The sequence below is a fragment of the Acinetobacter sp. ANC 5378 genome, assembly GCF_013004315.1.
GTDB lineage: Bacteria > Pseudomonadota > Gammaproteobacteria > Pseudomonadales > Moraxellaceae > Acinetobacter.
In genome coordinates, this window is sequence record NZ_JABERK010000066.1 from 53,133 (window position 1) to 71,651 (window position 18,519).

The window sequence follows — 18,519 nt, forward strand, 5'->3', positions numbered from 1 at the left end:
TTTGTCGTTTAAATTCTTGGTTTATATAGCTTTCAAGTCTATTCTTATCTTTATTAAATCTTAAATCCTGATGTTTTTACCCGGAATTACCGATGTGATTGGCTTTAAAGCACTTTTATGACAGCTTTAACGGCACTTTTGAGTTATAACAAGTAGGCAGTTACAACGATGCTGATCAAAATTTTAGTGAACCCAAATTTAAAAAACGTGACTTTTGTATTGTTCAGTAAATTTTTCCATTGCTTTTCATAAAGTTTTTATATGGTTTGACTAAAGCATATTGTTCTTCATCGTTTGTTCGTTCATAATTTGCATAAGCATTATTCAATTACGCTTAATCGTAGTGAAATTGCTATAAATCAAAATACGCACCCATCCAAATTTATGTTTTTCTACCTCAGCCGGATGGACAAATAGGATATTTTTTCAAAATGACTCAGCAAGCACAGATCATCCAAGGTTCAATTGTCGCAATCGTCACTCCGATGTTTGAAGATGGCAGCGTAGATTGGAAGGGTCTAGAAAAGCTCGTTGAGTGGCATATAGCACAAGGTACCAATAGTATTGTTGCTGTAGGCACAACTGGTGAAGCTTCGACCTTAAGCATGGCAGAACACACCAAAGTCATTGCCGAAATCATTCGTGTAGCCAACAAACGTATTCCTGTGATTGCAGGTACGGGTGCGAACTCGACCCATGAAGCGATCGAACTCACCAAAGAAGCCAAAGATTTGGGTGCAGATGCAGCGCTTCTGGTCACACCTTATTACAACAAACCGACACAAGAAGGCTTATATCAGCATTATAAAGCTATTGCTGAAGCTGTTGATTTACCACAAATTCTTTACAATGTACCAGGTCGTACTGGCGTCGACATGTTAAATGAAACAGTGATTCGCCTTGCCGACATCCCGCAAATTATTGGGATTAAAGACGCAACCGGTGATGTTCCTCGTGGTCAAGCACTTATTGAAGGATTACACGGTAAAGACATGACCGTTTACTCGGGTGATGATGCGACTGCATACCAGCTGATGGGCGTGGGCGCAAAAGGCAACATTTCTGTGACTGCCAATGTGGCACCGAAAGAAATGAGCGAAATCTGTGCTGCCGCACTCGCAGGTGATGCAGAACGTGCTGAAGCTTTAAATAATAAAGTTGCAAATTTACACAATATTCTATTTTGTGAATCCAACCCAATTCCTGTGAAATGGGCACTTCATGAAATGGGATTAATTGGTACCGGTATTCGCTTACCATTAACTCCTCTTGCAGAACAATATCGTACACCGTTGCGTGAAGCACTGAGCGCTTCTGGTGTCATTAAATAAAGAGCACAACACTATGCAATTACGTTTTGGTTTAACCCTTGCACTTTCAGCATTCAGTTTAGTGGGTTGTAGTTCAATCGGAATCAGCAATGGTTCACTGGATTATAAAAATACTGCAACCTCTGAACCCCTGAAATATCCTGAAGGCTCAATGGTTCGACCTGCAACGCCATTGTATCCGTCTCCGATGGTTGACCCACTTGCAATTGAGCATGCACCCAAGCTTGAAAATAAACGTGGCAACCGTTTTGCTCTACCTCGCCCTGAAAAAGCTCAGGCAAATGTGCCAACAGATCGCCAAGATGACAGCACAAATGTCAGTCGTCCACAATTAGTACGTGATGGAAATCAAAATCCATTGCTCAAAATTGATGGAAATTCTGCTACAATTTGGCAGTACACACTTGCTACCCTCAGCAGCCTGAACCATACCATTGTTGGTCAAAGTAAAAATCGTTACGAAGTAACCATTAAGGTCGATCAACAGATCTATGTATTAAGACTGACATCTGTAGGAACAAGCAATAACATCGCTGTGTTCAATGCCGATAATAGCTTTGCAGACAAAGAAAAAGCTGCAGAACTATTAACCCAGATTTACCAAAATTGGCCAGCCTAGTCGTACTAGGCATTTTTTTTTGAAAAAGGTTCCCCCATGTTGAAACAAACCTTGCTCTATACTGGTAAAGCGAAATCTGTTTATGAAACAGACAGTGCAGATCACCTCATCCTAGTCTTCCGTGACGATGCATCTGCATTTAACGGCGAAAAAATCGAACAGCTGGATCGTAAAGGCAAGGTGAACAACCGTTTTAACGCCTTCATCATGGAAAAATTGGCTGCTGCTGGCATTGAAACTCACTTTGAAAAACTTCTTTCTCCTACTGAAGTTTTAGTGAAAAAATTGAAAATGGTTCCTGTTGAATGTGTTATTCGTAACTACGCAGCAGGTAGCTTGTGCCGTCGTTTAGGCGTGGAAGAAGGTAAAGAGCTTGTTCCGCCTACTTTCGAATTGTTCTTCAAAGACGATGCACTTGGCGATCCAATGGTCAACGAATCTCAAGCGATTGCTTTGGGTTGGGCGACTGCTGAACAACTTGAACAAATGAAAGTACTGACTTATCAAGTAAACGACGTACTTAAAGATTTGTTCGACAAAGGCAACATGCTGCTTGTTGACTTTAAACTTGAATTTGGTGTGTTCCACGACCGTATTGTTCTTGGTGATGAATTCTCTCCAGATGGTTGCCGTCTATGGGACAAAGACACCAAGAAAAAACTCGACAAAGACCGTTTCCGTCAAGGTTTAGGCGGTGTTGTTGAAGCTTATGAAGAAGTAGCGACACGTTTAGGTATCGACCTTTCTGATATCTAATCCGTACGCGGATTCAAAAAACCGAGCCTGATGGCTCGGTTTTTTATGCCCTATTAAATCGTAAAAATAAATGTTACTAATAAAAATGATCGTTTTTACATTATTAAGTTAAGCCCGTAATATAATTTGTATACCAAGCAACATCGGAATTGAATCTTCCTCTGATGCCTTGCCGAGCAGATTCCTGTTTACCCTCTAGGATGTATCTCCCCTAAGACATCCTATTTTCCGCCCAACTCGCTCTGAGTTGGGCTTTTTTTATTGCTGTTGTTGTTCCTGCTGCCAGCGACGTTGCTGAAGTTTTTCACCTTCTACTTCACGTTTATTCCGCGCAGATTCATACAACTTGGTACCTTTCAATTCAGGCGGTAAATATTCTTGCAAAACAAAATGCTCTGGATAATTGTGCGGATAAAGGTAATCCACGCCATAGCCCTGCTCTTTCATCAATTTGGTTGGTGCATTTCTTAGGTGCAATGGCACCGGTAAATTCGCGGTTTTTTCAGCTAAATCTAAAGCCTTGTTAATGGCCAAATAAGTACTGTTACTTTTCGCACTGGTTGCCAAATACACGGCACACTGCCCCAAAATAATCCGGCATTCCGGCATACCCACAGCTTGTACCGAACGGAAACATTCTCCTGCAAGAAGCAGCGCATTCGGATTTGAGTTACCAATATCTTCAGATGCTGCGATCAACATACGGCGTGCAATAAACACCGGATCTTCGCCGCCTTTGAGCATGCGTGCCATCCAATATAAAGTCGCATCCGGATCGCTACCGCGAATTGATTTAATAAAGGCAGAAACCAGGTCATAATGCTGCTCGCCCGATTTGTCATAACGGGCAATATTTTGCTGTGCGACTTTCACCACAATTGCATTGGTAATGATATTTTCAAGGTCAGGTTCAAAGGTGCTGGCGATAAGATCCAACAGATTGAGTGCCTTACGTGCATCTCCCGCAGCAAATTGAATCAGTGCTTCATATTCTTCAATCTGAATAGATCGTTCTTTTAAAAAAGCATCATTTTTCAATGCTTGATCCAATAGAGTCTGGATTGCATCGGCATCTAAAGCATTCAGGCTATAGACCTGACAACGTGATAACAACGCACTATTCACTTCAAAGGAAGGGTTTTCTGTGGTTGCACCAATCAGCGTGATTTTGCCCTTTTCCACTGCATTCAATAAGGCATCTTGTTGTGACTTGTTAAAACGGTGAATTTCATCAATAAACACCACAGGTTTGAGTAAATCACCACTTTCAGCAATGATTTCACGGAGTTCTTTCACTCCGGTATTCAAGGCAGATAAACTGACAAAAGTTCGATCAACCGCCTGCGCAAGAAGCAAAGCAATGGTGGTTTTCCCGACTCCCGGTGGTCCCCAAAAAATAATCGAGGGTAAATGCCCTTGATCAATCATTTGGCGTAAAGGAGCCTGATCACCTAATAAATGATCTTGACCAATAATTTCTGATAAATCACGCGGACGAAGCCGTTCAGGAAGTGGAATATGACTATCTGACATCTTGTTATTTCTTGAGTGTGCTTAAAACAAGTCTACTATGTAATTTTAATATCGCGTATTTCAATTGAATTGTTTTACAAAAAAATCATACTGTTTTTTTAAAAGAATCGGCAATATTATTAATCATTATTGTGCCTATTGTCTGAATTTACTTTTAAAAATAACCAAGTAGATTTACTGTGATAGTCAATATTAAGAAAAATATGCTTAATAATTCCACTTCTTATTTATGAAGTACATAATCATTGCGTGAAATACATCACGCTTTTTGGCATTTTGGTCGTTTTAATGGGTGAACTGCATGAGATATATTTTTAAAAACAAACCCGATCACACTACTCAGGCCAATAATTCTCAATTAAATACAGAAAATTTAATTCTTCAAAATGTATTAGATCAATTACCGCAACTCATCTGGATGAAAAATAAACAAAACAAGCATTATTATAATCAAGCGCTTTGTGGCTATCTTGGTATGACTCCTAATCTATACGACACTGCTGATTGTAAAAAATTCATTCACCCTGAAGATTTCGAATATTTCAGTATTCTTTGGCAACAAGCCCGACCAACACAACAAAATTTCGAAAAAAAATGCCGGATTAAACATCATGAAAAGGGATATCGAGTGTGTTTGATTGCCGTGCAACATCCGCAAAATTTAGACAATACTGAATGGCTGATGACAGCAACCGACATTCATGATCACTATTTAAAGCAATTTGAACTGAATCAACAAGTTTATGCCGAAAGCAAAATGCTCGATGCCAGTATGGATTGTATTAAACTTTTGACACCCGATGGACGTGTTAGCCATAGGAATCGTTCAGGTTGTCTGGCTTTAAGTGTATCACTCAGTGAAAAAAAGTTTGGTATGCCTTGGCTCAACTTATTGCCTGACAATGTTCAAAATTCAGGACAACAGGCTTTGACTCATGTTGCAAAAGGTAAAAATGCACGCTTTGATGGGATGAGTGCAATTTCAGGTCAAACACCACAATATGGGGATAATATTTTAACCCCGGTGCAAAATGAAGATGACTCAATACAAAACATTCTCTGTATCGATCGAGATATGAGCCAACAAAAAATTGCTGAAAAAAGCCTGCAACAATTCATCGAAACAGATGAATTAACCTGTTTATATAATCGTCGTGCATTTAATAAAATTTTCAAAAAGACCATTCAAAATGCACGCCAACAAAACCAATCCATCGGCTTTTTGCTGATTAATTTAGACTATTTCAAGCATATCAATGACACTTTAGGACATATCGCCGGCGATCATTTACTCCAAATTTTAGGTCAACGTTTCAGTGGTTGTTTTAAAGATGAAATCGTTGTTGCACGCCTAGGCGGGGATGAATTTGCCATTATTGTGCCTCATCTGACCGATGAAGCTGAATTATTCGAAATTGCAAAAACAGCTCGGCAACAGCTGGATATCCCGATTTGCTATGCAGGACAATATATTAATGGCGGGATGAGTGTCGGCTGTGCCATTTATCCTCGCGATGCACAAAATAGTTCAAATTTACTGCGATGTGCAGATGTAGCACTCAATGATCTTAAAATCAGCGGTCGCGGTGGTATCCGAATGTTTAAGAACGCCATGTTCCAGAGCATAGAGCTCACCACCAAACAGCTCTCCCTCGCCCGAGCCATTCTCCACAGTGATAAGATTATTCCCTTCTATCAACCCAAAGTCAGTCTGAAATATGGAACAGTCACTGGCTTTGAGGCTTTACTGCGCTGGTATGATGCGGAGGATCAAATCCAACTTCCTGCACATATTTTCTCCGCTTTTCAGGACTATGAACTGGCAACGCGCATCAGCGAGATCATGCAGTTAAAAGTGTTTAAGGATATGACCCAATGGCGTGAATCTGGACTGGAACTTTTACCCATTTCAATCAATGCCGCACCGGTCGAATTCTTAAGAGATAACTATGCAGAAATGCTGTTAAACAGACTCGCTCAGTTTCATATTCCCCATGAAATGGTGGAAATTGAAATTACCGAGCAAAGTCTTTCGGAACGTGGCTCTGACTATGTTGTTCGCGCATTGGGGCTATTAAAACAAGCCGGTATTCGCATTTCATTAGATGATTTTGGTACCGGACATTCGTCTTTAACCCGCTTAAGAAACTATCCGGTCGATTGCCTTAAAATAGATCGTCACTTTATAGAAAACATTCACGATGATCCTTCGTCACTGGCCATTGTCAAAGCGATCAGCCAAATTGGTGCCAGCATTTCTCTGGAGATATTGGTTGAAGGCATTGAATGCTTAGAACAAGTGGATGCGTTGAAAGCATGTGATTGTCATACTGGACAAGGTTTTTATTTCTATCGCCCCATGCCATCTAATGATGCCACTCAACTGTTACAACCTGTGATGATAGCTCAATCTTAAGCCGCAACTACATGATCTAATCTGTTCAAAAATAAGGGGTTATGCGGTAACTGTTACCTTATTAAGGCCACATGGTTTAGAGGTAATATTCAAACAGACATTTTTGAATTATTGAGCCAATCAGATTAACGCACCCAACGGACAATATATTCCTCAAGATCCTCTTCATTGACTTCGACTTCTGAAATACAGCGCCCTGCTGCCGACTTTTTCGCTTTAATTATACTCTCACGTGTACCGGTATTTAAATAATGCCAAGATGGTAATTTCTTGCCTTCCTTTAAGCGACGGTAAGCGCAACTCGGTGGTAACCAGTGAATTTCAGCTAATTTTTCAGGTGTCAGTTGAATACAATCAGGAACATAGTCAAGACGCTGTGCATAATTGCTGCAACGCGCTGTTTTGCAATCTAAAAGTTTACACGACACCTTGGTATAAGCCACTTCGCCGAGTTCTTCATCTTCTAGTTTAATCAGACAACATAAACCACAACCATCACAAAGCGCCTCCCACTCGGTAGGATTCAGTTCAGCTAAAGAATATTTTTTCCAAAATTCCGGACGTAATTGTTCAGTCATAAAACTAAAAAACAAGAGAAGTTAGCCATTATTATAACGTGTTCAAGTTCACAATGTATGGATGTTATTTTTACTTTGAATCATATATTTACTGTCAAAGTGAACATTTTTTAAACACAAGCATAACAGTTTAGGAATTTCTAAGCCCTATACTAAATCTACTTTGAAAATAACAACACACGGAGAACGCTTATGTTTCGTTGGGCGATTATTTTTGCAGTGATTGCACTTATAGCCAGCCTACTAGGTTTCGCTGGTGTCGCAGGTTTATCTAAAGATTTTGCAATTATTTTACTCGTCATTGCGGTTATTTTAGCAATCGTCGGTTTCCTTTCCCGAGGAAAAATATAATTACTTATCTTTAAACAACATATTCACTTTAAGTAAAAGAGCCTAAATAGGCTCTTTTTCATATTCAAATTTTATCTTTTGAAGAATAAAAAACCTGAATTAAATTGAGCAAAAATTAAAGTAATTTTCACCCATTTAATTCAGGTCACTATTCCAAGATTATTCTAATATAAAGAATAAATTCTTGATCTGTTGATTATGGTCTTAAATGACGCGGTCTAAACCCAGTTACGAGCAGACCAATCGCATAAGCCAAAACACCGACCACGCAAAGTCCAATCACTTCGAAAATACGAATCCATTGCGATACATCGCCGTTATACCAAGTCAAGGCATACCAAAGTGCTGCAATCATGATCGCATTGGCGATGGCGAACTGAAGGAAAAGTTTTTTCCAGTGCCCTCCAAAACGGAAAATATTGCGTTGGTGCAGATAGAAATACAGCATCCCCGCATTCACCAGTGCAGAACCTGAAGATGCCAAGGCCAAGGCCATATGTTCTGCTTCCCAATGGATCAGTTTAAAGAAGCCAATAAAGATCACGTTTAAAATTGCATTGGCAGCAACGGCCATTAAGCCTACACGTACGGGTGTTCGGGTATCTTGCTGTGCATAAAAACCCGGAGCAAAGACTTTAATCAACATGAAGGAAATCACCCCGGCACTCATACATTGCAAAGCCAATGCCGTCATTTGCGTATCTTCAAGGGTGAATTGCCCGCGTTGGAACAAGGCTTGAATGATAGGAGTCGATAACATGAACAAGGCAATGCTGGCTGGAATACCGACCAGCATAATCACTTTTGCAGCCCAGTCGATCATGCCACGGAACTTGGACTGATCCTGTTCAGCATGACGTGCAGAAAGAGAAGGTAGAATCACCGTACCAATAGCAACACCAATTAAGCCTAAAGGCAATTCAGTCATACGCTCGGCACTGTATAACCAAGACACTGAACCATCTTGCATAAAGGATGCCCAGATGGTGTTCAGCAGCAAATTGATTTGCGTCACCGATACACCAAATAATGCCGGAAGCATCAATTTCATGATGCGATCGACCCCTTCGTGTTTAAAATCAACTTTAGGTGGAATCAGCAGATTTTTGCGCCATAGCTCCGGGATTTGAATCGCCAGTTGCAATACCCCTGCAGCCACGACCGCCCAACCCAAGGCCATAATCGGTTCGGCCATATACGGCGTTAACCACCATGCCCCGGCAATCATGGTGACATTCAGTAAAACTGGCGCAAAAGCTGGGGTCGAAAATGAACCATAACTATTCAAGATACTGCTCGCAAAAGCAGTCAGTGACATAAATAACAAATATGGAATGGTCAGCCGGAACATGTCGGTTGCTAAGGCAAATTTTTCGGGATCACTATGAAAGCCCGGTGCATAGATATACATAATTGCCGGTGCAGCAATCATCGCGATAAAAGTCAGCAGGGTCATAAAGGTTGCGAGACAACCAAATACCCGACTAATCAGAATTTGCACTTCAGCATGGGTTTTCGTGGTTTTATATTCGGTTAAAACCGGAATAAAAGCTTGCGAAAATGCCCCTTCGGCAAACAGCCGCCGAAAGAAGTTGGGGATACGAAAGGCAACTACAAAGGTATCGAAATCTTTACCTGCACCAAACACATTCAGCAACACCACATCTCGGACTAAACCCAAAACCCGAGACAACATGGTCATTGCACTGACAATAAAGGTCGACCGCCACAGCGCCATCGTTTCCACCCAGTATTAAAATAAGTCGCTATTGTAAAGAAACTCGACAGGAATTTCGTTGTTAAATCTTAAAGTCGAGCAGCTATTAATCTACTTTGCATTGTTGTATTAATGCTCTGGTTTTTGGCCAATCGAAATATGGGCCCGGATCGGTTTTACGTCCTGGAGCAATATCCGAGTGCCCGGCCAGATGTTGTAATATCTTCGGATAGGCTGCCTGTAATGTAGCAATGATCTCTGCCAATATGCTGTATTGCACCTCTTCAAAAGGCTGGTCATCGCTGCCTTCAAGCTCAATGCCAATCGAATAATCATTACATTCTTTTTTGGCTAAATAGCTCGAACGTCCTGCATGCCAGGCACGGTCATTGAAATTCACGAATTGCAAAACTTCGCCAGTGCGCAAAATTAACAGATGGGTAGACACCTGCATGCCTTCAATGCTCTGAAAATAAGGATGCTTTGACCAATCCAGCTGATTTTGAAAAAACTGTTCAATATAGCCGCCACCAAATTGCGAGGGTGGCAAACTGATGTTATGCACTACTACCAACTGAATTTCAGTGTGTTCGGGACGTTGATTATAATTCGGGGATGATACTTGCCTTGCACCGATTAACTGACCATCGATGACCTGAAAAGACGGTGCCTGTTGCATATTCCTATCCTGAGTCTTATTTTCGCGTAAGTAGATGATTTTAGCGCAATCCTAAAACTTTAAGCTTAAAATCTCAAATTCCAGAGATAAAAATCCGTGGAAAAAACATTTCTTTTAAATGAACAATGCTAATATAACGCGCAATTTTCATGGGCTAAAAAAGATACGGAATTCTAATGAGCATATCTCAATCTTTGTTGGAACACGCAATCCAGATCAATATTCAACAGGCTTTACAAGAAGATATTGGCGAGGGTGATATCACCGCTTTATTAACTCCTGAAGATGAGCAAGCCACTGCAACCATCATTAGCCGTGAAGACATGGTGCTGGCCGGTCAGCCTTGGGTCAATGCCCTCATTCAGGCTTATGATGCCAATGTGCAAGTGACCTGGCTGAAAAATGATGGCGAGCGCGTACAAGCCAATGAGGCCTTTTTAAAATTAGCCGGTTCGGCACGCAGCTTACTCACGGTTGAACGTCCTGCGCTGAATTTTGTACAAACGCTTTCTGCAGTAGCCACGAAAACAGCTGAATATGTAAAACAATTAGAAGGTTTAAACACCAAATTGTTAGATACCCGTAAAACCCTTCCCGGCTTACGTATTGCGCAAAAATATGCTGTCGCCATTGGTGGCGGTCAAAACCATCGTCTCGGTTTGTTTGATGCCTTTTTGATTAAAGAAAACCACATTATGGCCGCGGGCGGTATTGCACAAGCAATTGCCAAAGCACACAACATTGCACCGGGTAAGCCTGTAGAAGTTGAAGTCGAAACTTGGGATGAACTGAATCAGGCTCTAGAGGCTCATGCCGATATCGTGATGCTGGATAATTTCAGTCAACAACAAATGATTGATGCGGTTAAGCATGTTGCCGGTCGTTGCAAGCTGGAAGCTTCGGGCAACATCACTATTGAAAATTTACGTGAAGTAGCCACGTCTGGGGTCGACTATATTTCGATGGGCGTTTTAACCAAAGATGTCAAAGCAATTGATTTATCGATGCGCTTTAATGCTTAAGTCTGTTCAGTGTCATTTTGCGGTTTAGATTTCGGTTCAGCGCTTAAATCCTGCATTTCACTGGAGGGTGTGTTCTGTTGCCAAGCGGATTGGATAGATTTTTGTTCGGAAGCTCGCGGATCACTGGTCATGAGTGCCAGAGTGACAACAGATACAACCAAGATGATGATATTTAACATCTAATGCTCCTGTAAATAAGCATCAGTCTAGCCACTGAATATGAACTTGATCTTAAGCCTGCGTTTCAAAAGGGGTTGAAATTGCAGCCTTTTTGTATCCAGCTTGTGACTTATCCATAAAAAAACGCACCTTGAGGTGCGTTTTTTGTATCTTCAAATAAACAACTTACCAGCCTAAAGCTTCCTGTTGTTTTTTAATCAATTCTTGAATGCCTTTTTCAGCCAATTCAAGCATCTCGTTACACTGCGCACGAGTAAATGGTTTCTCTTCGGCAGTACCTTGCACTTCAATAAACTCACCTGCTTGTGTCATCACCACATTTAAGTCAGTTTGGCAGCTTGAATCTTCTTCATAACACAGATCCAATAAGGCTTCGTCTTTATACATACCCACAGAAATTGCAGCCACCAAGCCTTTCAGTGGATCTTGCTTGATTTTCTTTTTCTCAAGCAACACATTCATGGCATCAATCAATGCAACAGCCGCACCGGTAATTGAAGCAGTACGTGTACCGCCATCAGCCTGAATCACATCACAGTCAATGGTAATGGTGTTTTCACCCAGTTTTTTCAAATCGACCATGGCACGTAAGCTACGACCAATCAGACGCTGAATCTCCTGAGTACGGCCACTCTGTTTACCACGGGCAGCTTCACGGTCACTACGGGTATGTGTTGAACGTGGCAACATACCGTATTCAGCGGTTACCCAGCCTTGTCCCTTGCCTTTAAGGAAACGTGGCACGGAATTATCAATACTTGCAGTACAAAGAACTTTAGTATGACCAAATTCAATCAATACTGAACCTTCAGCATAACGCGTATAGTTACGGGTAATTTTTACGTCACGTAATTGATCTAAAGTACGTTGGTCGATACGCATAATGGGTTCTCTTTGGCTAAAATTCATTGCGGCCTAGTATAACAGAAGCAAGCTTGAAGGTTTTACCGGGACATTGTCGATTGGCAAAAACTATAAAATCATGCTGCTTTTATTTAGCCATCAGTTGAATGAAACACCTATTATGCGCGACCTCACATCTCTCTGTTCAGCCTTAAAAACGAAATAAGGTTTTTAACTTTTGTTTGGATTGCTCAACCGATGCTGTCCAGGAATTCGGTAATGAACATTTGGCTAAACGCACCCAAACACTGCCAAACTGTTTAAAGAAACTAGCTTCGTTATAGTTAATTCCATACTCTGCGCATAAGGCACGAATTTTGGGTGCTGCTTCTGCATAACGGTTCGCCGGCATATCCGGGAATAAATGGTGTTCAATTTGATGGCTCAAATTACCACTTAAAATATGTAACCATTCTGTGCCGCTAAAATTACTCGATCCGCGAATTTGGCGTAAATACCATTCTGCACGGGTTTCATTTTCAGTATTGTCCAGTTCAAAGGTTTCTGCATCTTCAGTGAAATGACCATTAAAAATCACGGCTGATGCCCATAGACTACGAATCACATTGGCCACGGCATTGCCTGCAAATACAGGAAGCGCATTTGGACCGGCAATTAATGGGAAAAACACATAATCTTTTGCTACCTGACGTAGCGCTTTCTTACGGAATTTTTCAGAATCTGCCCAGACTTGTTTCCAGGTTTTGGTTTTATAGGCAATTGCATCTTCCAAGTGTAGGTTTTGTAAGCCCACATACCATTCAAAGAACACCATCAATTGAATGGTTAAAGGAATATTAAATAAAAAGCGCGGTTCCCATTTTTGCGACTCGCTAACACGAATTAAACCGTAGCCAACATCATGGTCTTTACCGACAATATTAGTGTAAGTGTGGTGGATATAGTTATGCGTGTATTTCCAGTCATCGCCTGTCGCCATGGTGTCCCAATCGTAATTGGCACCGTTTAAAGTCGGATCATTGAGCCAGTCGAACTGACCATGCATAACGTTATGACCCAGTTCCATATTTTCGACGATTTTGGACAGGCCCAATAAACCGGTGCCCGCTAACCACACTGGTGGAATCCAGCCGCCAAACATTAACATCCCGCGTGACGCGATTTCGCTATAACGGACAAAATCACGAATTTTATAAATGTATTTGGCATCTTGCTCGCCAATGCTGTCCATAATTTCACGGCGGATCGCATCGATTTTTTGACCCAATTCAGCAATTTGTTCAGCACTCAAATGTTTTGATTTACTATCTTCTGGAAACTTAACTGACATATTCATTGTTTTTCTCCGAAGCGGAAATCAGGCACTGCTTTTGTGAAAAGTGCGAGAAATCGCTTAAATGCCCTAAAATTATTTTATTTAAAGGTTAATCACGACAGGACTGACGGCTTGGCTAATACACAACTTAATTTGGGTATTGCTATCGTGATCAATTTCACCGGTCAGCAGATTTTTGGTTGAGCCGCTCACTTTAGTACAGGTACAAGTGTTGCAAATGCCCATACGACAGCCATGTGCCGGCTTCAAACCTGCCTGTTCAGCGCTTTCAAGTAAATTGATTTTTGCTTCAAACTCTTGTTGTGCACGTAAGAATACCACCGGTTGCACTTGTACAGTTTCATCTACAACTACCTGAAAATATTCCTGTTTTAATTGATTAGCAATACCCAGCTGTTGATAAATCTGATTCAGGCTTTGCATCATGCCCTTGGCACCACAGGCATAACTTTGGCGTTGCCCAAAATCAGCGACCGTACTTTCAAGCAGTTCTACGCTTAAATGTTGTTTCTGTACAAGTGTATTGAAATGGTGGTAGTGAAATTGTGAATATTGTTCTGATAATTGCTGTAATTCGCTATGAAAAGCATCATCACGGGTAAAGTACAGCAGATCAATTTGACTTACCTTTTGAGTAAGTGCCTGTTGTAATAGCGAATAAATCGCTGTGATGCCACTACCTGATGCCAGCAATAGAATAGAATCTTGAGATGACGTTAATGTGAAATCACCCTGAACTTGAGAGATTTCCACCACGCTGCCTACCGCCAAATGGGTTAAAGCATTAGATACTTTACCCTGACGTTTCACCGCAATCACGATATTGCCCGTCTCGGTGATTTTCACAATGGAATAACTACGTTGCTGACGAACACCTGCAATCACCACAGTCACTAAAATACTTTGTCCAGCACGAAACGCTTTTGCATGAAAGTTATGATTTGGCTGAAGCTGAATTTGATAAAAGTCTGCACTCAGCATGTGTACGTCAACAATACTGGCTTTCACTTTTTTCCATGCCCAAACTGGATTCACTTTTTCAGCAATAAAATCGACGAAATCTTCTCGAATCCATTGCGGTTGGTACTGCATCACATGACTCATATGACGTTCCTCTTTTTTATTGCTGGTTATTTATTTGAGTGAACAGATGTTCTTACAGTGAACACTTGTACACTATAATTATTTTTCAACTCAGTCAACATATGTTCACTGACACTCGTCGTTTAATTTGTTTTTTTTTGATAGACTTCATGCAGATTTTTTTTAGGGTACTCGAATGTCGATACGGGATGAGCGTAAACAACAAAGCCGCCAAGCACTTTTGGATGCCGCGCTTGCTTTAAGCACGTCTGGACGTTCTTTTAGTAGTATCAGTTTGCGTGAAATCGCTCGTCATGTGGGGCTGGTCCCCACTGCATTTTATCGCCATTTTCAAGACATGAATGAGCTTGGACTGGAAGTGGTCGATCAGGTTGCCCTGCATTTAAAAGGCATTTTGCATCAACTTGGACAAGCCTATATCTATCAACCCAATACCAAAGCGCAAATCAGCCTGGACCTGTTTTTTCAGGCGGTTGAGTATAATCCTGAACCCTGGGTATTTATGATTGCCGAGCGTTGGGGGGGATCAGAAGTGATTCGCCATGCCATTGCCCGGGAAATTAATTTTTTAGTTGAAGATTTGGCCAATGACCTATGCAAAATGGAAACGGTACAGCACATCCGCAATGTACAAGACCTTCAGGTTATTTCTAATATCTTAATTAATTTATCTTTTACCTGGGCAATGACCTGGATGGACATCAATCGTCACTATCAAGCTGAAGAACGTTTAGAGCAACAAAAAAAATTTAAATTACAAACCATTACCCAGGTACATGTGATTTTCCGTGGTATCTCGAACTGGGATACTTCAAAGGCAATCACTGAGTAATTCACTCAAAATAAAACATAAAAAAAAACCCGCAATGAGCGGGTTTTTTAGCACATAAAACTTATTTCGCTTTACGTTCTTTTTCCACCAGGTAGCTGACTACTTGAGTCACTTTTGCATCTTCACCTTGGACTACATATTTACCATTCACAACCACGGCAGGAACACCGCTCAATTGATATTGTTGTGCCAGTTTCTTAGATTGCGCCACTTTTGAAGTAATCGCGAATGAATTAAACATGCTGTTGAATTTTGCTTCAGGTACGCCATATTTCACAAAGAATTTTGCTTGTGATTTTTGGTCAAAAATCTGTTGCCCACCCGCATGAATCGCATGGAATAAAGGCAAGTGAGTTTGCTTACGAACGCCCAAGGCTTCAGACACATAATAACCGCGTGCACCTTGTTCCCAGACTGGATTCATCGCAGCAGGTGTGCGCACAAAGTTGACATCTTTAGGAATTTTTCTGAGCCAAGCCTGCATATGCGGCTCTAGTTTAAAGCAGTGTGGGCAGCCGTACCAAAAGAACTCACGTACTTCAATTTTTCCAGGAACGTCAACTTTACCCGGGTTGGCAACCACGGTGTAATCTTTACCTGCGACAAAATTGGCTGCCATTGCCGTGCCTGAACAGGCAAAAATAGCAGTAGCAACACTACCTAAAAGGAATTTTTTCATTGAACTTATTGTCCTCTAAATCGTTATGATTAATTTATACGATGACTATAAATCAATTATGCCGAATTCGTTTTCATTCTGTGAACTTTTTTACGGCTTTTATCGCTTTTTTGAGAATAAACGCTACACTAAGCCCCTATAACTTTTTTTAAAATATAACGACTTGATTGAGGTGATACCGATGTCGCAATTGAATGTTGATCCACAAGAAATTGCCAAATTTGAAGCATTCGCAGCCATATGGTGGGATCAGCATTCTGAGTTCCGTCCACTGCATCAAATTAACCCTTTACGCTTAAATTGGATTGATGAACATTCAGGTGGCATTGCCGGCAAAAAAGTCCTCGATGTCGGCTGTGGTGGCGGTATTTTGTCTGAAAGCATGGCACGTCGAGGTGCAAATGTTTTGGGCATCGACATGGGTGAAGCACCCTTAAATGTGGCGCGTATCCATGCAGAACAAGAAGGCGTTGAGAATATTGAATATCGCCAGGTTCCGGTAGAACAATTGGCAGAAGAACAAGCCGGACAATATGACGTAGTCACTTGCATGGAAATGCTTGAGCATGTGCCCGATCCGGCATCAATTATTCAGGCTTGCCAAAAGTTAGTCAAACCGGGTGGTCATGTGTTCTTCTCGACCATTAACCGTAATCCAAAATCTTATTTATTTGCGATTATTGGCGCGGAATATGTGTTACGCATGCTAGCTAAAGGCACGCATGATTATCATAAATTCATCAAGCCTTCTGAACTTGCGCATGACATCCGTGGTGCAGGCTTAAAACTCAAAGACATGACCGGTTTACATTTCAACCCGATTACCAAACGCTATTGGCTGGCACCGAATGTGGATGTGAACTACATGGTTTATACGGTAAAAGAAGGTGCCTAATGAAAGCTGTACTGTTTGACCTAGATGGCACCCTGATTGACACCGCTGCCGACTTTATTCGCATTATTCAGGACATGTGCCGCGATAAACAATGTGAAATCGTGGCGGCTGATTTGATTCGCACCCAGGTGTCTGAAGGCGCACGTGCCATGGTGAAACTGGTCTATCCAGAACTGGATGTTGAAGATCCGGTTTTCCTTGCCCATCGACAACGTTTTTTAGATTTGTATGGGCAAGATATTGCGGTAGATACCGACCTGTTCGAAGGCATGTATCCCCTGCTTGAAGAACTGGAAAGCCAGGATATTCCCTGGGGCATTGTCACCAACAAACCACGCTGGCTCAGCGAATCCTTGCTTAAGGCGCTGAACTTGTCTGAGCGCTGTGCGGTTCTGGTTTGCCCTGAAGATGTCAGTAAAACCAAACCTGATCCTGAACCGATGTATCTGGCAGCCAAGCACATTCAGCTTCAGCCTGAAGACTGTATCTATGTGGGTGACCATCCCCGCGATATTGATGCCGGTCGTAACGCCAATATGTATACCATCTTGGCAGGCTATGGTTATTTACCATTGCAACACAAAGATGACTTAACAGCATGGCACGCTGATTGTATAGTCAAGACAGTTACCGAATTACATCAAGTGATTAATCAGCTGGTTTCATCTAAACAACATAACAATTCTCTGATTTCATAACGACATAACAATATATAAACGAGGAGGTAGGCAATGAAATATTCAGAATATCAACCTCGCCCCGATCTGTTAAAAGATCGCATTATCCTGATTACAGGTGCGGGCGATGGTATTGGTCGTGCAGCTGCAATTAGCTATGCCCTGCATGGGGCAACCGTCGTCCTGCATGGACGCACCTTAAACAAGCTTGAAGTCATTTATGATGAAATTGAAAGCCTAGGTGCACCACAACCGGCTATTCTGCCTTTGCAACTCTCCAGCGCCTCTCCTCGAGACTATGAGTTACTGGTCGATACTTTAGAAACACAATTTGGTCGCTTAGATGGCATTTTGCACAATGCCGGTATTCTGGGTGAACGCACAGAACTAGCTCATTACCCGGTCGATGTCTGGGATGATGTGATGGCGGTGAATCTGCGTGCGCCATTTTTACTGACGCAAGAACTACTACCGCTGCTACATAAATCAGAACATGCTTCTGTCGTTTTTGCCAGTTCAGGTGTAGGTCGCGAAGCACGTGAACGTTGGGGGGCATACTCGGTATCAAAAATTGCCATTGAAGCGGTGAACAAGATTTTTGCCAAAGAAAATGTCTATCCCAATGTGCGTTTTAACTGTATTAATCCGGGGGCAACACGTACCGCCATGCGTGCCAAAGCCTACCCAGATGAAGATCCGAAAACCTTGGCGACCCCTGAAATGATTATGCCGGCTTACCTGTATTTAATGGGCGATGACAGCTTGCATATGAATGGTCAAAGCATTGATGCGCAGGATTGATGCTTAAAAAGATCAAAAAAGGGAGTTCATGCCACTGCTGTCCCACAATTTTTCATAAAAGGAGGCTCAATTGAGCTTCCTTTTGTTTTATCGGTATTTTATCGGGCATGAATAAAGCTTTTAAGGTTTTTCTCTCAAACAGATTTACT

At 41.6% G+C, this 18,519-nt stretch carries 19 protein-coding genes; 10 read left to right on the forward strand and 9 right to left on the reverse strand.

What is annotated here, in order from left to right; translation table 11 throughout:
• Positions 1-431 precede the first annotated feature (431 nt).
• Genes dapA through purC form a run of 3 tightly spaced genes read left to right on the forward strand, consistent with a single transcriptional unit; the run spans position 432 to position 2,706 of the window.
• Complete coding sequence (gene dapA / locus HLH16_RS13410; RefSeq protein WP_171529702.1) at positions 432-1,331, forward strand: 4-hydroxy-tetrahydrodipicolinate synthase; 900 nt, start codon at positions 432-434, stop codon at positions 1,329-1,331.
• Positions 1,332-1,344: 13 nt separating this feature from the next.
• Positions 1,345-1,950: a lipoprotein-34 precursor (NlpB) gene (locus HLH16_RS13415; protein ID WP_171529703.1), complete on the forward strand. Its 606-nt coding sequence runs from the start codon at positions 1,345-1,347 to the stop codon at positions 1,948-1,950.
• Between the two features lie 36 nt (positions 1,951-1,986).
• Positions 1,987-2,706: a phosphoribosylaminoimidazolesuccinocarboxamide synthase gene (gene purC, locus HLH16_RS13420; protein WP_131288451.1), complete on the forward strand. Its 720-nt coding sequence runs from the start codon at positions 1,987-1,989 to the stop codon at positions 2,704-2,706.
• Between the two features lie 258 nt (positions 2,707-2,964).
• On the opposite strand, the gene HLH16_RS13425 is transcribed toward purC, so the two are convergent.
• Positions 2,965-4,239 carry a replication-associated recombination protein A gene (locus HLH16_RS13425; RefSeq protein WP_171529704.1) on the reverse strand — a complete coding sequence of 425 codons (1,275 nt, stop codon included), beginning with the start codon at positions 4,237-4,239 and terminating at the stop codon, positions 2,965-2,967.
• A gap of 301 nt (positions 4,240-4,540) precedes the next feature.
• Between HLH16_RS13425 and HLH16_RS13430 the strand changes: the two genes are divergently transcribed.
• Positions 4,541-6,655, forward strand: coding sequence for a sensor domain-containing protein (locus tag HLH16_RS13430; protein WP_171529705.1), 2,115 nt, complete (start codon positions 4,541-4,543; stop codon positions 6,653-6,655).
• Positions 6,656-6,780: 125 nt separating this feature from the next.
• Here HLH16_RS13430 and HLH16_RS13435 read toward each other — a convergent pair whose 3' ends face one another.
• The gene (locus tag HLH16_RS13435; protein WP_171529706.1) at positions 6,781-7,233 is read right to left on the reverse strand and encodes a YcgN family cysteine cluster protein; all 453 of its coding nucleotides are present in this window, start codon (positions 7,231-7,233) and stop codon (positions 6,781-6,783) included.
• 192 nt (positions 7,234-7,425) lie between these two features.
• On the opposite strand from HLH16_RS13435, the gene HLH16_RS13440 reads away from it, so the two are divergent.
• Positions 7,426-7,584, forward strand: coding sequence for a DUF1328 domain-containing protein (locus HLH16_RS13440; protein ID WP_131288459.1), 159 nt, complete (start codon positions 7,426-7,428; stop codon positions 7,582-7,584).
• Positions 7,585-7,780: 196 nt separating this feature from the next.
• Here HLH16_RS13440 and murJ read toward each other — a convergent pair whose 3' ends face one another.
• Together murJ and ampD are read right to left on the reverse strand one after the other, a co-directional pair.
• Positions 7,781-9,331: a murein biosynthesis integral membrane protein MurJ gene (murJ, locus tag HLH16_RS13445; RefSeq protein ID WP_171529707.1), complete on the reverse strand. Its 1,551-nt coding sequence runs from the start codon at positions 9,329-9,331 to the stop codon at positions 7,781-7,783.
• A 76-nt stretch (positions 9,332-9,407) separates the two neighbouring features.
• The gene (gene ampD / locus HLH16_RS13450; RefSeq protein WP_171529708.1) at positions 9,408-9,980 is read right to left on the reverse strand and encodes a 1,6-anhydro-N-acetylmuramyl-L-alanine amidase AmpD; all 573 of its coding nucleotides are present in this window, start codon (positions 9,978-9,980) and stop codon (positions 9,408-9,410) included.
• Between the two features lie 176 nt (positions 9,981-10,156).
• On the opposite strand from ampD, the gene nadC reads away from it, so the two are divergent.
• Positions 10,157-11,002 (forward strand): carboxylating nicotinate-nucleotide diphosphorylase, encoded by an 846-nt coding sequence (nadC, locus tag HLH16_RS13455; RefSeq protein ID WP_171529709.1) that lies wholly within the window; start codon positions 10,157-10,159, stop codon positions 11,000-11,002.
• On the opposite strand, the gene HLH16_RS13460 is transcribed toward nadC, so the two are convergent.
• The 4 genes from HLH16_RS13460 to HLH16_RS13475 form a co-directional block, all read right to left on the reverse strand.
• Positions 10,999-11,181: an ABZJ_00068 family colistin stress protein gene (locus HLH16_RS13460; RefSeq protein ID WP_171529710.1), complete on the reverse strand. Its 183-nt coding sequence runs from the start codon at positions 11,179-11,181 to the stop codon at positions 10,999-11,001. The genes nadC and HLH16_RS13460 overlap by 4 nt on opposite strands.
• 166 nt (positions 11,182-11,347) lie before the next feature.
• Positions 11,348-12,064, reverse strand: coding sequence for a ribonuclease PH (gene rph, locus HLH16_RS13465; RefSeq protein WP_131288469.1), 717 nt, complete (start codon positions 12,062-12,064; stop codon positions 11,348-11,350).
• A gap of 172 nt (positions 12,065-12,236) precedes the next feature.
• Positions 12,237-13,382, reverse strand: a complete 1,146-nt coding sequence (locus tag HLH16_RS13470) for a fatty acid desaturase family protein (RefSeq protein ID WP_502707650.1) — start codon at positions 13,380-13,382, stop codon at positions 12,237-12,239.
• Between the two features lie 81 nt (positions 13,383-13,463).
• Positions 13,464-14,486, reverse strand: a complete 1,023-nt coding sequence (locus HLH16_RS13475; protein ID WP_171529711.1) for a ferredoxin reductase — start codon at positions 14,484-14,486, stop codon at positions 13,464-13,466.
• A gap of 175 nt (positions 14,487-14,661) precedes the next feature.
• On the opposite strand from HLH16_RS13475, the gene HLH16_RS13480 reads away from it, so the two are divergent.
• Complete coding sequence (locus tag HLH16_RS13480; protein ID WP_171529712.1) at positions 14,662-15,318, forward strand: TetR family transcriptional regulator; 657 nt, start codon at positions 14,662-14,664, stop codon at positions 15,316-15,318.
• Between the two features lie 61 nt (positions 15,319-15,379).
• Here the strand turns inward: HLH16_RS13480 and HLH16_RS13485 are convergent, their stop codons facing one another.
• Positions 15,380-15,997 (reverse strand): thiol:disulfide interchange protein DsbA/DsbL, encoded by a 618-nt coding sequence (locus HLH16_RS13485; RefSeq protein WP_171529713.1) that lies wholly within the window; start codon positions 15,995-15,997, stop codon positions 15,380-15,382.
• Between the two features lie 181 nt (positions 15,998-16,178).
• Between HLH16_RS13485 and ubiG the strand changes: the two genes are divergently transcribed.
• Genes ubiG through HLH16_RS13500 form a run of 3 tightly spaced genes read left to right on the forward strand, consistent with a single transcriptional unit; the run spans position 16,179 to position 18,370 of the window.
• Positions 16,179-16,892, forward strand: coding sequence for a bifunctional 2-polyprenyl-6-hydroxyphenol methylase/3-demethylubiquinol 3-O-methyltransferase UbiG (ubiG, locus tag HLH16_RS13490; protein WP_171529714.1), 714 nt, complete (start codon positions 16,179-16,181; stop codon positions 16,890-16,892).
• Positions 16,892-17,590, forward strand: a complete 699-nt coding sequence (locus tag HLH16_RS13495) for an HAD family hydrolase (RefSeq protein ID WP_171529715.1) — start codon at positions 16,892-16,894, stop codon at positions 17,588-17,590. Before ubiG ends, HLH16_RS13495 begins: the two co-directional genes overlap by 1 nt.
• 33 nt (positions 17,591-17,623) lie before the next feature.
• Entirely contained in the window at positions 17,624-18,370 is a 747-nt protein-coding gene (locus tag HLH16_RS13500; RefSeq protein WP_171529716.1) for a YciK family oxidoreductase, read from the forward strand.
• Positions 18,371-18,519 lie beyond the last annotated feature (149 nt).

Bases quoted from the DNA above. Each gene is read 5' to 3' on its own strand.
- dapA (WP_171529702.1), top strand. From the start codon at position 432: ATGACTCAGCAAGCACAGATCATCCAAGGTTCAATTGTCGCAATCGTC.
- HLH16_RS13415 (WP_171529703.1), top strand. From the start codon at position 1,345: ATGCAATTACGTTTTGGTTTAACCCTTGCACTTTCAGCATTCAGTTTA.
- purC (WP_131288451.1), top strand. From the start codon at position 1,987: ATGTTGAAACAAACCTTGCTCTATACTGGTAAAGCGAAATCTGTTTAT.
- HLH16_RS13425 (WP_171529704.1), bottom strand. From the start codon at position 4,239: ATGTCAGATAGTCATATTCCACTTCCTGAACGGCTTCGTCCGCGTGAT.
- HLH16_RS13430 (WP_171529705.1), top strand. From the start codon at position 4,541: ATGAGATATATTTTTAAAAACAAACCCGATCACACTACTCAGGCCAAT.
- HLH16_RS13435 (WP_171529706.1), bottom strand. From the start codon at position 7,233: ATGACTGAACAATTACGTCCGGAATTTTGGAAAAAATATTCTTTAGCT.
- HLH16_RS13440 (WP_131288459.1), top strand. From the start codon at position 7,426: ATGTTTCGTTGGGCGATTATTTTTGCAGTGATTGCACTTATAGCCAGC.
- ampD (WP_171529708.1), bottom strand. From the start codon at position 9,980: ATGCAACAGGCACCGTCTTTTCAGGTCATCGATGGTCAGTTAATCGGT.
- nadC (WP_171529709.1), top strand. From the start codon at position 10,157: ATGAGCATATCTCAATCTTTGTTGGAACACGCAATCCAGATCAATATT.
- HLH16_RS13460 (WP_171529710.1), bottom strand. From the start codon at position 11,181: ATGTTAAATATCATCATCTTGGTTGTATCTGTTGTCACTCTGGCACTC.
- rph (WP_131288469.1), bottom strand. From the start codon at position 12,064: ATGCGTATCGACCAACGTACTTTAGATCAATTACGTGACGTAAAAATT.
- HLH16_RS13470 (WP_502707650.1), bottom strand. From the start codon at position 13,382: ATGAATATGTCAGTTAAGTTTCCAGAAGATAGTAAATCAAAACATTTG.
- HLH16_RS13475 (WP_171529711.1), bottom strand. From the start codon at position 14,486: ATGAGTCATGTGATGCAGTACCAACCGCAATGGATTCGAGAAGATTTC.
- HLH16_RS13480 (WP_171529712.1), top strand. From the start codon at position 14,662: ATGTCGATACGGGATGAGCGTAAACAACAAAGCCGCCAAGCACTTTTG.
- HLH16_RS13485 (WP_171529713.1), bottom strand. From the start codon at position 15,997: ATGAAAAAATTCCTTTTAGGTAGTGTTGCTACTGCTATTTTTGCCTGT.
- ubiG (WP_171529714.1), top strand. From the start codon at position 16,179: ATGTCGCAATTGAATGTTGATCCACAAGAAATTGCCAAATTTGAAGCA.
- HLH16_RS13495 (WP_171529715.1), top strand. From the start codon at position 16,892: ATGAAAGCTGTACTGTTTGACCTAGATGGCACCCTGATTGACACCGCT.
- HLH16_RS13500 (WP_171529716.1), top strand. From the start codon at position 17,624: ATGAAATATTCAGAATATCAACCTCGCCCCGATCTGTTAAAAGATCGC.